The sequence below is a fragment of the Pseudoalteromonas sp. SCSIO 43201 genome, assembly GCF_023716725.1.
GTDB classification, from domain to species: domain Bacteria; phylum Pseudomonadota; class Gammaproteobacteria; order Enterobacterales; family Alteromonadaceae; genus Pseudoalteromonas; species Pseudoalteromonas peptidolytica.
This window is the reverse complement of record NZ_CP072683.1, coordinates 3,675,798-3,692,450: the sequence shown is the minus strand read 5'-3', so window position 1 is coordinate 3,692,450 and position 16,653 is coordinate 3,675,798. Positions and strand designations below refer to the sequence as shown.

General features: G+C 43.3%; 10 protein-coding genes. 7 read left to right on the top strand and 3 right to left on the bottom strand.

What is annotated here, in order from left to right; all coding sequences use genetic code 11:
• The 5 genes from J8Z24_RS16065 to J8Z24_RS16045 all read left to right on the top strand — a co-directional run bounded on the left by J8Z24_RS16065 (position 1) and on the right by J8Z24_RS16045 (position 11,566).
• Positions 1-2,388, top strand: a complete 2,388-nt coding sequence (locus J8Z24_RS16065) for an ABC transporter permease (RefSeq protein ID WP_252094987.1) — start codon at positions 1-3, stop codon at positions 2,386-2,388.
• The gene (locus J8Z24_RS16060; protein ID WP_252094986.1) at positions 2,388-4,772 is read left to right on the top strand and encodes an ABC transporter permease; all 2,385 of its coding nucleotides are present in this window, start codon (positions 2,388-2,390) and stop codon (positions 4,770-4,772) included. The genes J8Z24_RS16065 and J8Z24_RS16060 overlap by 1 nt, the downstream gene beginning before the upstream one ends.
• 237 nt (positions 4,773-5,009) lie before the next feature.
• Positions 5,010-6,179: an efflux RND transporter periplasmic adaptor subunit gene (locus J8Z24_RS16055; RefSeq protein ID WP_252094985.1), complete on the top strand. Its 1,170-nt coding sequence runs from the start codon at positions 5,010-5,012 to the stop codon at positions 6,177-6,179.
• A gap of 15 nt (positions 6,180-6,194) precedes the next feature.
• Positions 6,195-9,350 carry an efflux RND transporter permease subunit gene (locus J8Z24_RS16050; protein ID WP_176033409.1) on the top strand — a complete coding sequence of 1,052 codons (3,156 nt, stop codon included), beginning with the start codon at positions 6,195-6,197 and terminating at the stop codon, positions 9,348-9,350.
• A 152-nt stretch (positions 9,351-9,502) separates the two neighbouring features.
• On the top strand, positions 9,503-11,566 hold the full coding sequence (locus tag J8Z24_RS16045) for a S9 family peptidase (RefSeq protein WP_176033410.1): 2,064 nt from the start codon (positions 9,503-9,505) through the stop codon (positions 11,564-11,566).
• A gap of 123 nt (positions 11,567-11,689) precedes the next feature.
• Here J8Z24_RS16045 and J8Z24_RS16040 read toward each other — a convergent pair whose 3' ends face one another.
• Entirely contained in the window at positions 11,690-12,163 is a 474-nt protein-coding gene (locus J8Z24_RS16040) for a Dps family protein (RefSeq protein ID WP_125250725.1), read from the bottom strand.
• A 372-nt stretch (positions 12,164-12,535) separates the two neighbouring features.
• Between J8Z24_RS16040 and J8Z24_RS16035 the strand changes: the two genes are divergently transcribed.
• The gene (locus J8Z24_RS16035) at positions 12,536-12,745 is read left to right on the top strand and encodes a hypothetical protein (protein ID WP_125250724.1); all 210 of its coding nucleotides are present in this window, start codon (positions 12,536-12,538) and stop codon (positions 12,743-12,745) included.
• On the opposite strand, the gene J8Z24_RS16030 is transcribed toward J8Z24_RS16035, so the two are convergent.
• Together J8Z24_RS16030 and J8Z24_RS16025 are read right to left on the bottom strand one after the other, a co-directional pair.
• Positions 12,742-13,383, bottom strand: coding sequence for an alpha/beta fold hydrolase (locus J8Z24_RS16030; protein WP_176033411.1), 642 nt, complete (start codon positions 13,381-13,383; stop codon positions 12,742-12,744). The two genes, J8Z24_RS16035 and J8Z24_RS16030, sit on opposite strands and share 4 nt — an antisense overlap.
• A gap of 75 nt (positions 13,384-13,458) precedes the next feature.
• A complete protein-coding gene (locus J8Z24_RS16025; RefSeq protein WP_176033412.1) occupies positions 13,459-14,619 on the bottom strand; it encodes a porin in 1,161 nt (386 codons plus the stop codon).
• Between the two features lie 85 nt (positions 14,620-14,704).
• Between J8Z24_RS16025 and J8Z24_RS16020 the strand changes: the two genes are divergently transcribed.
• Positions 14,705-16,588, top strand: coding sequence for a methyl-accepting chemotaxis protein (locus J8Z24_RS16020; RefSeq protein ID WP_176033413.1), 1,884 nt, complete (start codon positions 14,705-14,707; stop codon positions 16,586-16,588).
• Positions 16,589-16,653: the final 65 nt, after the last annotated feature.

Below are 16,653 nucleotides of genomic sequence, written 5' to 3'. Positions count from 1 at the left end.
ATGAAACTAAAAAATTTATCTCAGTTAGGGATATATCATGTTGGGGTGATAACCACGTTGAGCTGTGTGTTTATGGTTATGTTAGTGGCAATGGCTATGTTACATAGTTTGTACTTTTCTCCGTTGCCATACCCAGACTCTGAACGCATCGTTAAGCTGGAATATCCGATGTTTGATGAAAAAGGTGATGAAAGCAGCGAAGCTTTTAACTACCCCTCTTTGATGCACTTATACGAGCATAAACCAGAGTCAATTGAGCAACTTGCATTGGTACACTACGGTGAGCAGTTATTAACTTCGCATGCACACATGCCACGTGTAGAAACTGCTTATGTATCACCAGAGTGGTTTAACATTTTTGATATGCCATTGGCATTAGGACGCGCGATAACGGAGCCTGCAACCCAAAGCAATCCAGTTGCGGTGTTGAGTTTTGAAGCGTGGCAGGCACACTTTAACGGCGACCCTAATATTCTCAATACAACCGTCAAGCTTGATGAACAACAATTTACCATTGTAGGTGTGGTGGCACAGGATTTTACAGAACCTAACTTAAAAATGTTGTCCCACCGAACAGCTGTATGGTTACCTTGGCAATACAATTTAACCTCAGAAGAGGCTAAGCCTTATTGGTGGAATCGTTACCCATTAAATTTAATGGTGGGAAAGTTGGCACCCACGACAACACACCAAGAGGTTTCACTTTCTCTTTCTAATGAAATGAATACGTTATGGCAAAGCAAGGTGAGTGAAAGTGAATACTTTGCGGGGTGGAGTATCGGAGTCAGGGCGGTACCATTGAAAACCATAATGCTTGGTAAATCTCCTATTTTGTTGGTTGGTATATTTGCCGCATCGCTCGGTCTACTCGCCATTGCACTGCTGAATATTTGTAATTTGTATTTGGCTAGACTCAGCCAGATCCAGCGAAAATTAGCTATTCAAGCTGTTGTTGGCGCCAAGGTAAAAGACATTGCATGGTCACAATGGCTGCCATTATTAAAGCTGTGTTTTGGCTCTGTGGTGATAGCCATAATTGTGGGCTATTTTCTGTGTGAGTTGCTACAGCAACAATTACTTGGTCTGTTACCACAAGCACAACTGATAACACTAACATGGCAAAGCGTTGCGGCGCTGTGCATGGTTGCGTTACTAACAAGTGGTTTGCTGCTAGGTGGTGGTATGTCTGCGATACGTTATCAGCGGTTGGCGAAAGTACTAAAGCAAAGTGGTAAAGGAAGCGCTGTGGTAGTCAGCAAGCGCGTACAAACATTAATGGCCATCAGCCAGCTCAGTCTTTCTGTCATGTTGATTTTCTTTTGTTTGCAAGTGGGGCTGTCCGCATTGAGTCACTTACAGCAGTCCTACGCGGTGGACTTAGAAAATAAGTATGAAATGGTATTGTATGCGCCAGACAGTATGTCCGCATCTGAATACCAACAGGTAATGCACCAAGCCAGTGAGGTATTAGTCAATTTACCTGAAGTTACAGCTGTCAGTCGTAGTCGCTCACCTATAGAGTTAGGTTCAGGAACTTGGTCACTCCAAGAGGTGACTACGCTTGAACGCGTGCACCCTGTTGGGCGAGTTATTGATAGCCAATACTTCGAATTTTTCTCGTTAGAATTATTAGAAGGGCGGTTTTTTGATAGTGAAGAGGTGCGCAGCGGTGAGCAACAACTCATCATTAATAAAACCTTTGCAGAGCAACTTGGTGGACAAGAGCAGGCACTTGGAAAGTTTCTCAGTTTCAATATTACAGATGACAGCGCCGCTTTTGAAATTATTGGCATCGTCGCCGATTTAGTCGAACCCGGAAAGCCACTGCAACCACATGTCTACAACGCGGTACTTGGCCAAAATAATATACTATTACAGACTACTATCCCGGTGAACAAAGCACACTTTTCAGCATTGCTAGCGCAAGTACACCCAGCTTTAAAAATATTTAGCTTTAAGTCTTTGGCTAAGCAGCGAGAGCAATATTTATTAACTGACACATTAGTAACCTATGGTGCACTGTTTCTATTTTCGTTGGTATTGCTTTTGGTTGTGGTCGGTTTAGCTGGTGTCTATCGCTATGGGCAGTCGCTCAGGTCTACTTATTACGCTACAAAGATGGTAGTAGGGGCTAAATTTCAAGACTTACGAATAGAAGTGCTGTATACCCATGTACAACATCTCGGTGTTGCACTTTGTGTCGCGTTAGCTGGGGTTTTTTTGTTGTCTTGGTATTTTCAACAGCCCTTTTCTGTTGTCGACTTCATACTCGCTTCGATTGGCATCGTTATTACATCTAGTGTGTGCTTACTTACCTCGTTGCAACGTTTGCTGCGCATGCCTTTAAGTGTGCTCATAGATCAGTCTACCGCGACCAAGGAGGTGTAATGAAATATTGGCATGCACAACTCAGTCGAGCCAAACTTAACGTGGTTTTGGTCATCTTATTGAGCTTATCTTTTGCTGCGTTAATGATGAGCGTTGCGCTATCGTGGCACGCATATCAGCCTTTGCCCTACCCGCAAAGTGACAAGCTGATGTGGCTGCGTTCAGACATGGTAGATGACGAACAAAAAGTGGTCATGGCGCAAGCGATGTCTACGCCCGTCGCATGGCAATTGGCACAGGATAAACAGGTTTTTGAACAGGCCTCTGCGGTATTTTACAGCCAAGGGCTACTTCGAGGAGCGCTCGTTGAGCCCAAGGTATCGACCACTTATGTGCATCAAGAGTTTTTCTCCTTATTTGATATGTCACTTAAACGAGGGCGGTGGTTTTCTCAATCAGATACATTAGGCGAAACGTTGAATGAAGCTGTGGTGAGCGAATGCTTTGCCCAGCAGCATTTATCCGGTGATGCGCTGATTGGTCAAACACTACAACTAGATGAGCGATATTTCACTATTGTAGGCGTTGCCGCGTGTGATGACCAAGAGCCTCAGTTATTTCAGTCTAATCAAGGTAGTGATGTTTTTCTGCCTTTTGCTTTGGCCATAGGGGAAGGTATCTCTGATCTGGATCATTTAGCAGTAAGAAGTGATGTGTTTCTTGTTGGTCGAGTACCAAAGAGTAAGGACGTTGAGCTACACCTTGCTGTGCAACAGGCAAACCTACAAAGCGCATTTAAGCAGGCGCAAATTCAGCAAGGATTACCAGGACGGGTTGAGCTTGTATTTGCCTTACAGCCATTGGTGAATAAACTCAAAGGCCAGTTAAAAACGACAATGCACTGGCTGACGTTTGCTAGTGTCGCGTTATTGTTGATTACTTTAGTGAATACTTTTTCGCTATACCTTTTGGATTTTAAATCAAAGCAAACACAACTGGCGCTAGCGATCACAATGGGTGCCAAGCGCGCTGACTTAAAGCGAGCACAATGGTGTTATATCGCGTTCATATTTTTACTGTCATCAGCGATTGCAGCGGTGATAGCGCAAGGGGGACTTGGACTATTTCGCGTTTGGACACAAGCGAGCTTGGCTCATGTTACATGGTTATCTGTACCATGGTGGAGCATTCTGAGTGTTATCGCTTTTAGTCAGCTATGTGCATGGGTATTTGTGTCATTAGCATTATCGCAAGTTTCATTTCGAGATATTCGTAGTCAACTCAGTGGCTCGGGCAAAGGACAAACCAAACAATTACCAAACTGGGTTGGCCAGAGTTTACTTGGTACACAAATGGGCATTGGCGCCATTACGATGGGGCTAGCATTTTGGCTGCTGAGTTATTTTGGTGGTCAATTACTTACCCATAGTGGTTTTAACGCTGAATCACTTTATTTTGTTGAGCTACAGCAAAGTGACTATGCTCGGAGCGATGACGCTATACAAGCGAGATATAACCAAGCAAAGATCAATTTAGCAGGGTTAAATAATCACCCAGATATAGACAGTGCAGCGCTAGCAGCGGTCATTCCTCATGAATTTGTATTTTTAGAGCCATTAAGTCGCGGTGACGATGGTACTAATATGATAACGGCTTATTTACAGCTTATTGGTGAAAACTATTTTGTCACTACGGGTCAACGTTTTATTGCCGGTGGTGGGTTTAATCAAGATGACTTGAGTACAACAGATACTGGACAAAAGGTGATCATCAACCAAAAGCTAGCACAGATGTTGGAGCTCAATAGCAATGATGTTGGCACGACGCTATACGACAGGCATCAGCGTCCGATAAAACTAGTCGGCATCGTTGAGAATACCTTCAGTCATAGTTTACAAGTGCAACCACTTGCCTACCTGCCATTTAACTTTATCAACGGCAATATTATCGTGCGCGCAAAAGCGAATGCTTCGCTGGAATTAAACACGATAACTGAGCTTTATAAGGCACATAACCCAAGCCAGTCTATCTTGAGACTCGTAGACATAAAGGCGCGCATGCAGCAACTGAACAAATCCGCTATGTTGAGTTTTTGGGCAGGGTTAGCGATAGCTGTGGTAATGCTGTTTCAAGTCGTTGCGGGTATGTATGGCTTAATTGGGTATTTAGCTATTCTTAGTGCGCCTGTTTTTTCGATTAAATGTTTAGTCGGAGCCAAAGTCAGGGATATTTTAGTTGAGCAATGTAAAGTGCGTGCATATTTGATAATACCAGTGATGATCTGCGCATACATACTGTCTTTAGCTATAGGTCGCGCGTTTGGTATTTTAACTGCGCAGCTATGGATCTATATGATAGTTGCGTGCGTATTTACCAGTTGTATTATTTTTATACTTGAACTTTATCATGTTTCTCAACAAGCAAACCCCAAAGAACCCCAGTAGTTTGTAACTAGAACAGAAACTTTTTGTTATGAAATCTGCAATAGTGATGCGAAATATTGGCGCTGTAGGTAACTTGGAACTTGATGCTAATTGTTTGAAATAAATAAACAATACTCCAGGTTTCAGGCGCATTGATAGGACGAGTGGGGAAGGTGTAACAGATTCTTACAAATGTCACATCCGAGAACGCGCTAAACTTGTTACTATACGGTCAGGAAATTATCAATAGGTACTGTCATGCAAGCTAAAACTCTAAAATGGATTCTACCCTTTACCGTGCTTATAGCCGGTGTTGTCGGCTTTAATGTCGTCAATGCGGTTGCTAAAAGTGAGCCTGAGAAACAAGAAGTTGATTCTCGTCCTGTTGTTGAAGTGGAAACCTTAGCCGCGCAAGATCATCAAGTGGTGATACAAAGCTATGGGGAAGTCAAACCGCTTGAAAGCACTCAACTGTCTATCCAAGTATCGGGAGAAGTAGAATACTGGCATCCGAGCTTTGTCGAGGGTGGTATAGTGCAAAAGGGCGAAGTGCTATTGCGAATTGAGCAAGATAATTATGAGGCTGCGGTACTCCAAGCGGAAGCTGAATTGGCACGAGCAGAAGCGCAGTTAATAGAAGAGCAAGCGCAAGCGGATGTTGCCGCAGATGAAGCGAGACGATTTCCAACCAAAAAACATACCGACCTATTTTTACGCAAGCCCCAAGTGATGAGTGCAAAGGCGTCAGTTAAATCAGCCAAAGCAGCACTACAACGCGCTAGAAGAGATCTTGAAAATTGCGAAGTTATTGCCCCTTATAATGCGTTGGTGGTGAATAAGCAGGTGGGCCTTGGCCAGTTTGTTTCTATGGGCAGCTCGGTTGGCATTTTAAATAATATTGAAACAGCGGAAGTTATTATTCCGATCGCGGGGTTTGATTCCGTATTTTTACCTGAGCGTGTATCTGGACTGGCAGCAACAGTTTATCAGCGAGGTGCTAATGCTTTTAGCCGTGAAGCTGTTATAGACAGAGACTTGGGCACGGTTGATCAGCAGACACGGATGAATAACTTAGTGGTGCGTATTGAAGACCCTTATGGGCTAACAACTGGTCAGCCAGCAGTGAAGTACGGCACTTATGTACAGGTTAGCTTTGCAGGTAAAACATTAAAGCAAATCTACCGTCTACCTCAAGAAATCGTGAATAATCAATCCGTTTGGTTGCTTAATCAAGACAACCAACTTGAGCCTCGAAAGGTGCAGGTGATCCGCGAAGAGGGTAAGTTTTTCTTGATTGGTGATGGCATTACGAGTCACGACAAAGTAGTTATGACACCACCAGAGTACCCGCAAAAGGGCATGGAAGTAAAAGTAGCAGGCACGGATCAGTCAGCAAAGCCAAGTAGTAGTCAGCCGGAAAAGCTGTAACAGCAAGGAGCGACCATGAGTGATATAGAAAAAGCACCGCAGCGCGGGATTATTGCTTACTTTGCGAATAACCCTGTAGCAGCGAATTTGTTGATGGTTTTTATACTGATAATGGGCTTTATCAGTTACATGACTATTCAAAGGCAAATGTTTCCCAACTTCGAAATTAACTATGTGACAGTGTCAGCGGTTTATCCAGGCGCTTCTCCTCAAGAAATTGAGGAAGGTATCCTAGTTAAGATTGAGGAAGCATTAAAAGACGTTACCGAAATTAAAAAAGGGGTGTACCGTGCTGCTCGTGGTAGTGGTAGTGCGCAGCTAGAGATCTACAAAGATGAAGACCTCACCGAGGTTGAAGATAAAATTCGCTCTAGAGTCAACAGTATTGCGACGTTCCCTGCATCTATGGAGCCCGCTCAAGTACAGTTGGTGGAGTTTCGTCAAGATGTTGTGAATGTTGCCCTTGCTGGTAATTTGCCATTAAATGCGCTTAAGCCAATAGCGAAAGAGATTGAGGACGAGCTATTAGAGATCCCAACTATTTCCCTAGTTGACCGCTCAACACCTAACTACGAGATTGGCATTGAAGTGGATCCTGATGCGCTGCGTCGTTATAACTTAACTATCAGTGATGTGAGCAATGCTATACGTCGTTACTCAACTAACATTTCGGCTGGGCAAATTAGAACAGACTCCGGCATTATTGCGGTGCGTGTGGAAAACCAAATGTACCGTGGTAATGAATTTAGAAATATCCCCGTTAAAGTTGGCGATAATGGCGCGAAGATTTACCTGCAAGACATTGCAGAAATCAAAGATGGTCTTACCGAAGGCGAGTACTACTTTCGATTAAATGGTGAGAATGCCGTGTTCTTGTCGGTAAAAGCGACTAAAGACCAAAATATGATCCCAATCGCGCAAGCGGTACATAAATACATAGAAGAAAAAAACCAAACCTTACCTTCAGGTCTACGTCTTGAACCTATTGTGGATATGACGTACTACCTTAACGCACGATTAGAAATGATGAAGAGCAATATGCTGCAAGGTGCCCTGCTGGTTGCCATCATGTTGACACTTTTCTTGCGCTTCAAGTTGGCCCTTTGGGTGATGATTGGTTTACCTGTGTGTTTCTTAGGGGCGTTTTTGTTTATGCCAGCCCTTGGGATCAGTATCAATATTATCTCTTTGTTTGCCTTTATTATGGTACTGGGTATTGTGGTGGACGATGCTATTGTCATAGGAGAATCCGCCTATTCAGAGATCGAGCGCAAAGGTCACAGTGTAAAGAATGTGGTGATTGGTGCTAAGCGCGTAGCGACTCCAGCAACGTTCGGCGTATTGACGACGATTGCGGTGTTTGCGCCTATGCTGTTTTCTTCAGGCCCTGAAAGCGCATTTTTTAAATCAATTTCAGGGGTGATTATATTATGTTTGATATTCAGTTTAATAGAATCTAAGTGGATCTTACCTGCGCATATCGCCCACACTAAGATTAAGCCAATGCGTGCCAACAGCCGCCGCGCTGCGTTTAACAAAAAGTTTTTTGCCTTTGTAAATGGGCCTTATAAACGTTTTATTGAGCGTTGTGTTGAGTGGCGCTGGACTGTACTGCTGAGCTTTGTTGCGATGTTGGTGTTCAGCTTAAGTTTGGTGACTTCAAACCTTGTGCGCTTTATTCCGTTCCCGAAAGTGCCTGAAGACTATCCGAAAATAGAAATCACCATGAACGATAATGTATCGGATGAACAAACGATTGCAGCAATGCAGGCAATTGAGTTGATGGTACGTAACGTGGATAAAGAGATTGTTCAAGAGTTTGGCCAAGGCATTATCAAAGACGTATACGCTTGGAACCAAAGTCGAACTAAGGGCTCGGTACTTGCGACATTAGTTGAAGAGGATCTTAGACCATTTACAGCCTTTGAGTTGGCACGTCGTTGGCGTGAGGCGATGCCAGAAATTACCGCAGTAAAATCAATCATTGTATACGATAGTGTTGGTGAGCAAAGCGGTGGCGAAGGCGAATTTGGTTATCGCCTACTCGGCTCTGATATAGACACGCTTAATGCGGCTGGCAGACAGCTTATAGCCATGCTGCAACAACAGCCTGGGCTATTTGATATTAGCTCAAGTATTGACCCTGCAAGCAAGGAAGTGCAAATAGCATTGAAGCCAGTTGCCTATGAATTAGGCTTACAACTTTCAGATGTTGCCATTCAAGTAGGCAATAGCTTCTATGGTGGTGAGGCGCAGCGCGTGATCCGTGACGGTGAAGAAATTAAAGTGATGGTACGTTACCCAGAGCTTGACCGTAGGGCACTTGCTTCACTTAAGCGCACTATCATTACCACCGCACAAGGTAAAGAAGTCATGCTTGGTGACGTAGTCGAATTTATTGAAAAGCCAGGGATCAACTATATTCGTCGTGAAGATGGGTTTAGAACCGTTTATGTTTACGGCAGTATTGATGAAGAGCTGATCGAACCTGATGCTGTGGTGAAGAATATTGAAGACAACATTTTACCTGATCTGCTCAAACAGTTCCCTGGTGTGAAAACCAAATTGGGTGGCTCTGTTGAAGAGCGCCAAGCGCAAACCAGTGAGCAAATCCTCTTCTTCGCCGCGGGTATGCTGATGGTATATATCCTCTTAGCTGTGCCGCTGAAAAGTTACGCACAGCCACTGATCGTAATGTCGGTTATCCCATTTAGTTTAGTCGGTGCGCTGTGGGGGCATTTAATCTTTGGCTTAGATATGAGTACCATGTCGATGTTTGGCTTGGTTGCAGCCGCAGGGGTTGTTATTAACGACTCCTTGGTAATGACAGATTATATTAACCAAGCTCGTGCAGAAGGCGTGCGGATCAAAGAGGCGGTAGTTGAGGCCGGCTGTGCTCGCTTTAGGGCTATCACCCTAACATCCATCACGACCTTTGCTGGTGTGATGCCCATCATCTTTGAAACAAGCTTGCAGGCGCGTTTTGTGATCCCAATGGCTGTTTCACTAGGGTTCGCGGTGTTATTTGCAACGCTGATAACACTGGTGTTAGTACCTGCTTTATATCTTATCTTGGCCGATGTACAAGCTGCGGGTGCTCGTCTAAAAGGAAAAATCAGACGTAAGCCACTGACAGATGATGAACCACTAGACGAAGCTGAGATCCAGTAATTTAGTATCATTATTAGTCATTCAACAGGCCGAGCCATATAGCTCGGCCTTTTTGTTTACGCCTTATGTCTGCCTTGGAATTGCTTGGAGAATTAAGCTGATTGATATTACACTGGCAAAAAATGATAGAAATTTAGGATGAACACTAGGTGATGGATAAAACACAACCTCTAGCCAAAAAGTTACCAAAATCTTTGCTACATCATGATCATGAACGTATCGATAACTACTATTGGATGCGGGATGATGAGCGTAAAAATGACGAAGTGTTGGCGCATTTAAATGCGGAAAATGCCCACTGTGATGCACTAATGGCACCGCACCAAACATTACAGTCACAGCTATTTGAAGAAATGAAAGGACGTATAGTAAAAGATGATAGCTCAGTGCCCTCAAAAGATGGCAGTTACTGGTATGTCAGTGAAGTGAATGGTGATGAGGAATATGCCAAGCACTATCGCGCGTCGCAAGAAGATCTGTCAGACAAAACCTTATTGCTTGATGTCAACCAACTAGCGCAAGGCAACGAGTTTTATGATGTCGGAGATATTACCGTAAGCCCACATGAACAGCTGCTAGCCTATAGTGAAGACACTGATGGTCGCCGCATCTATACAATTAAGTTTTTGGATCTTACTACCAATACACTACTTCCTGATGTACTGCATAACACAGAAGGTCAGGTAGTATGGGCTAACGATAATAAGACACTGTTTTACGTTAGAAAAGATGAGCAAACATTACTGGGATTCCAAGTATATCGTCACGTACTGGGCACACCGCAAAGCGATGATATTTTAGTATTTGAAGAGCAAGACCGCCAATTTTATATGGGGCTAGGTAAAAGCCGAGATGACAGTGCGATCTTCATTTATCTTGCTGCTACAGAAACCAGCGATCAGCTTATATTAGACGCGAATGACCCAATGGGAGAGTTTAAAACGCTACTCCCAAGAGTGGAGGGTCATGAGTATGGCCTTGAAAAGATGGGAGAGTTTTATTATATCCTGACAAATAAAGCGGCTAAAAACTTTCGCTTAATGCGTGCCACCGAGCAAACTATCGTTGATATTGAGCAGTGGGAAGAGGTGGTAGCACATCGAGAGCATGTCTTATTAGAGGGACTGGAGTTATTTAATAGCCACTTTGTTCTGACCGAGCGCGAGCAAGGGCAAATTCGCTTTGTTGTACATGACTATCAGGGGCAGAGTTATCATCTTAGCTTTGATGATGCTTGTTATTACGCAACGATTGGAAGTAACCCTGAACCCAGTGCAACCAGCGTTCGTATCCATTACTCAAGCATGACAACGCCTAGCTCTGTGTATGATTGCAACCTAACAAGCGGTAAAAAAACATTAAAAAAACAACAACAGGTGCTAGGTGATTTTAAACCAGAGTATTATCACTCTGAGCGCCTACATATTACTGCTAGAGATGGTGTAAAAGTCCCGGTATCCTTGGTTTATCGTAAAGATAAGTTTCAACAAGATGGCAGTAACCCTTTGCTGCAATATGGCTACGGTTCTTATGGGATCACGATAGACCCGAACTTTTCAAGTCAGATTTTAAGTTTGTTAGACAGAGGTTTTGTTTATGCGATTGCACATATACGTGGCTCTGAAATGCTAGGTCGCCAGTGGTATGAGCAAGGCAAAAAAGCGCATAAACAAAATACCTTCAACGACTTTATTGACGTAACTAAGGCATTGGTTGAGCAAGGTTATGGTGATAAAGACAAGGTATTTGCATCGGGTGGTAGCGCTGGTGGTTTATTGATGGGGGCAATTGCAAATCAAGCGCCAGAACTCTATCTCGGCTTAGGCTGTCATGTGCCGTTTTTAGATGTGTTAACTACCATGTTGGATGAATCTATTCCCCTGACCACGAATGAATATGACGAATGGGGTAACCCGAACTTCCAAGCGGATTATCAGACGATATTGGCTTACTCACCCTATGACAACATCGAGGCAAAAGCTTATCCTCATATTCTGGTTACTACAGGCCTTCATGATTCACAAGTACAGTATTGGGAGCCGATGAAGTGGGTAGCCAAGCTTAGGGAATATAAAACGGACGGTAACTTGCTATTGTTTAAAACGGATATGGAAGCAGGGCATGGCGGAGCTTCTGGGCGATTTAAAAGCTTGCATGAACGTGCTTTAGAAATGGCATTTTTTATAAGTTTGCTGGACACACATAGCCAAGCTTAATTGCTCATATAGTATCACGGCCAAACTCGCTTTTACCCAAAGGCTAAGCGAGTTTGGTCGCAGTCAGTTATACCGCTAGGTAATGGCGTATTTAAAGAATGAATGCTCTTTCAAGCAAATGGGCTAGTTTAAATACGCTTTTAGCATCCAAACCAACTTTTCTTGCTCTTTGATATAGTCGCTCATGAGTGCTGCGGTTCCTTCGTCTTCAGCATCACCTGCTTGGGCTAAGATCTCACGCTGCATGGCGATGAGTGTTGTGTAACCTTTAAGTAGAGTCTCAAGCGCTTGTGTACCGTCGCTGATCCCTTTAGCTTCGCTAATTTTGCTGGTTTCTAAGTAATCTGAGAACGCATGTAGTGGATTTCCTTCAATCGTTAAAATACGTTCAGCAATTTCATCTACTTTTTCCAGAAGTAATGTATAGATTTCTTCGAATTTTAGGTGTAGTTCAAAGAACTCACGACCTTTGATGTTCCAATGAAAGCCTCGCGCATTCATGTATTGAATTTGATAGCTACTCAGTAGTGTATTCAAAGCAGTAACTAAAGCTTGGCTTTTGTCTTTGTCTAAACCGATAGAATTAATGTTTGTCATGCGATGCTCCTTGTTGATTTACAGTCAGTATGGCGCAACCGTGATGAATTGCCCAATGATTAAAATCAAACCATTTAATCTAAAAAATCAATCGTTATCATGAAAACACATCAAATATTAATACAAGATGACCTGTATCAGATCGTTAGCAAATAGCGAAAAAGTGACGCCACCGTTGGGGAATAAAGTTTGCCAACTTTTTCCTGAAATCGACAAGGTTGAATAAAATTTGATCCAAAACAAAACGTAAAGCCGCTAGGTCTTTTGGCGGTTTTAAAATTGATTTAGGTCAAAATATCAACGAAGTAGAAGCGCATAATCAGGTCATCAAGGCACACAAAGTAGCGTGTCTAACTACTTGAGGAAATGAGTATGAAAGGCAAAACAACATCCGAACACAAAATGGAAATCGTCGTCGTCGTTATCGCTTTAGTGGCTTTTGTAGTTGGTCTGGTTGGTCACTTGGCAGGTGCAAGTATTGCGAATTCTGATACCTTTGGTTACATCGCTGCGCCGGTTCCATTAGTCGTTGGGTTGATTGCATTTATTGCATATAAAGTGGCAGCAAGCGCAGAGCACTAGGGGGTTTTCAATAAATCGCATATATAATCCATGACTGCGCGAGAATAAATTAGGCTGGTGTGGCTGAGGTGAAATACTTTATGTTCAGCCATACCATTGAGTTTAGTTTCTTCTAGCAGCACAGTGCCGTCTGATTGACTGCCTTTTTGTAGCAATGGCATTAGCCCGATGGGCAAGTCTCCGGCAATACTGTAAAGCTTGGCGTTAAATGGCCAATCTTGGTTACGAGACAACAAAAACTCCACACTGTTTTTTAACAGTAACTCTAGGCCTTTGTCGTGCATATGTTTGGCAATGGCACTACCCTTGTGTGGTGTCCCCAACGTCACCACTTTTTTTACCTGTGTACTTGCCACTGAATTGCGCTCTAAATAAGCACGCGCGACCAAGCCTCCCATCGAGTGACAAACTAACGCTGCTGGGTGGTTACCAATAAAGTCGTCTATCGCCTTGCAAATCTTGTCGAGATTGGGGGTTAAGGTGTTGTAACTCAAGTTTAAGATACGATAGCCAGATCTTTCCAAACGTGCGCTAAGGGGCTTCATTACAAAGCCTGACATATACAATCCGTGTAACACAACAACACATTGTATTTGTTGTGTTACGACGTTTTCTAAAGGAATGGGAGAGTGACGCATGTTGCTCCTGAGAACGTGAATACCCCGAGGTTTGGCTTAAGTGTATCACTCTCACTTGAATACTTGATGACTTGGTTATTCAAATTGCCACTCTTGTTTGTAATCATACCGAAAGCCAATAGAGATTGAATCCATATCTTCTTGATTATCATAAGACTTATTCAAATATTCAAGGTGAACTCTCAGTGGTGCTGTGGGAAGCCACTCCAATGTGATGTTGTAACCGTCAAAACTTTGATTGAGCGGATCGAATTGGTAGTAACCATCATCAAAATTAAAGTAACCAGTTTTTAGCTTGTAATGCTTTGATAGTTGATACGCTAAGGAAACATCAAAGGTATGCCCTTGCCTTGAAGCAAGAGAACTATTGCGCTCATACTCTTTATCTTGATAAGCCACTGCAGCGTATAAATCAGGCGTGAATTGATAAGCAAGTGCACCAGACCACAACCGGTTTTCACCGATATGCAGTTCGTTGTCATATACATCATTATGCTGATAGGTAATAGCAGCATGTAGCCCTGCTTGGTCGTAACTTAATCCGGTATTAAATAAGTCGCTTTGGTTGTCGCCCTTGTCGCCGTTAAATTGCCCTGCCGCAATGAACGTCACTGGGCCAAAGTGATAGCGATAGGTTACAAGGTTGTCGACGAAAAAAATACTCTCAGGGTCGTAGGCAAAGGGACTGCTTGCGTGATTAAAAATATCAACATACTCAGCGATAAATAAATACTGCGCAGGTCGTTGTTTACCAATTCCAAAGCGTCCAAATGGCGTACCCAATGCGGTATAGGCACGTCTAGATTTACCGAAGTTTCCTTCATTTGCCAGATCTATTCCCCATTCTCCATGAAGCTCAGCTTGCCAGCCAGGCATAAATTCATGGGTGACCTTAACCCCTGCGTGAGACAGTGCGTCGCGAACATCCCAATTGCTCTCGTCATTTTCATTAAGCAACCCAAATGTTGGTCTTATTGTGGCGTAGGTACGGAGTGTGGTTTTTGGCAAAGTCGTAGTCGCTTGGGAAGACTGTTGTGCCGGAGGTGGCTTTACTGCAGGTTCGGGCGGAGTAACTTTTTTTTGTATCATAAACCGTGCTTTCAAATCAGCAAGCTGGCGCTCTAAGTTTTGAATATCGGCCATAGTGACGGGTTGCTCAGAAGCCTGTAATTTTGTCGGAGTCAACAAACAAGCAATACTTATTAGTGCGGTTGAGGTTGCTAAAGTAAAATTCATCGTTTTTACATCTCTCAGTTGCTAATAACCGAATTATAGACAACACTTTCGATATTCGAGTACTTTTTATTCAGGTTGTTGAAATATGAAGATCCGGACTAAGTTTTCTGTGGCTTCCGCCGTTGTGATCTTGTTAATAATATCTGTAACGACCCTCTCTACTTATTGGTTTGTCAGTGAATCAGTAAAAGCTAAAACGCATGCTTACGTAACTGACAGTACGAAACTGTTGGCAATTAGTATTGAAAACTGGCTCGCGGGCAAAGCTAACCAGATTAATGTGGTAAAGAGCCAAATAGAACAAAATTTTAGTGAAGAGCACTTCCAGCAAGCCTTGAACACCCCCGTATTCAAAAGCGAATTTTTACTTGCTTTTGGGACGTTAGCAACCGAAGAGGGATTAAGGTCTAACAATCCTGCGCGCAAAAACCCTCCAGGCGTTGACTTCAGAGAACGCGCTTGGTATCAGCTGGGTAAAAACCAAAATAAAACAGTCTACACCAGCCCTTACACTGACGCGGCAACGGGAGAGCTGTTGCTGTCTGTGGTATCGCCCATCATGGCTGCCGGCCGCTTCAAAGGAGTGATAGGTGGAGATCTAAGTCTTAAAACGATTGCAAGTAGTGTCAATCTGGTGAACTTTGACGACACTGGGTATGCCTTTTTGGTTGATCGTGCAGGTCGAGTAATTTCACATCATGATGTTGATTTTAATGGGAAAAAGATGGAGCAGGTGTATTCAAACTTGCGTCTATCCGGCGTCGGTGAGTTGCAAGAAGTGGATACAAAAGATGGTAGCCGGCTTTTTTATTTACATCCATTAGATAATACCTACGGAACAGATTGGTATCTTGCGGTACTTATCGACAAAGCAAAAGCATATAAAACATTAACGGAAATTACTCTGAACTCATTGATTATTGCTGTTTTGGCAGTATTTATTGGTGTGGTATGCGTTAGAACACTGGCAATACATCTACTGAAGCCACTTCATGATTTAGAAACCGCAATCACTGGTATGGCAAGTGGGGGAGGCGATTTAACCCAGCGCTTGAGAATAGTTAATGAAGACGAATGTGGTGTGGTAGCACAGCAGTTTAATGTGTTTTTAGGTTTTTTACATGGGTTAGTGGGCCGGGTCAAAGAACGTGCTGATGATGTTGTACTAAGTAGCGATGCAGCAAAAGAGCTGGCGACACATTCATCGAGTCGGCTGGATAAACAAGTGAGCCTAATTGAAAATCTAGCAACAGCAATGAACGAAATGAGCACTACTTCAACGGAGATAGCAGGTAATGCACAACAGGCAGCAAGTTCTATTACTTCGGTTAATGAAAAGACTTCTGAGGGTCGGGAGATTTTCTTCCAAGCTCGCGGTCAAATTAATACGCTAGCAGATGATATCACTGCATCTTATGAGCTCAGTACTCAACTTGCTGAGTATAGCCAGAGTATTGAAAATATTTTGTCAGTTATCAACGGGATCGCAGAGCAGACTAATTTGCTGGCATTAAATGCTGCAATTGAGGCTGCACGGGCAGGTGAGCAAGGGCGAGGGTTTGCGGTAGTCGCAGATGAGGTACGCTCTTTAGCATCAAAGACTCAGGAATCAACGACTGAAATTAAGTCGATGATAGATCAAATCCAAGTGTCATCAACACAAGTGCAGCAGTCAATGGGTAGTAGTCGTGATAAAACTCAGCAATGTGTGTCGCAAACAGAGCAAGCCACGCACATGCTGGAAGAAATCTCAGAAGCCGTGAAAGAATTGATGGATCGTAATATTCAAATCGCCACCGCCATTGAAGAGCAAAGCGTAGTGATAGAAGAAATAAATAAAAACACAATACATATCAACGATATTAGTGTTGAAGTTGGTAGCTTTGCAGACAAGCAGTACAGCGCCAGCGAAGAGCTTGCTAAAAATGCCCATGAGCAAGAAACGTTACTGTCGAAGTTCACGTTGTGATTTTATCATTACAACATAGCGTAAAGCGTTTGTAAGTCGATCATCCCTACGATGCTTGAGTTTTT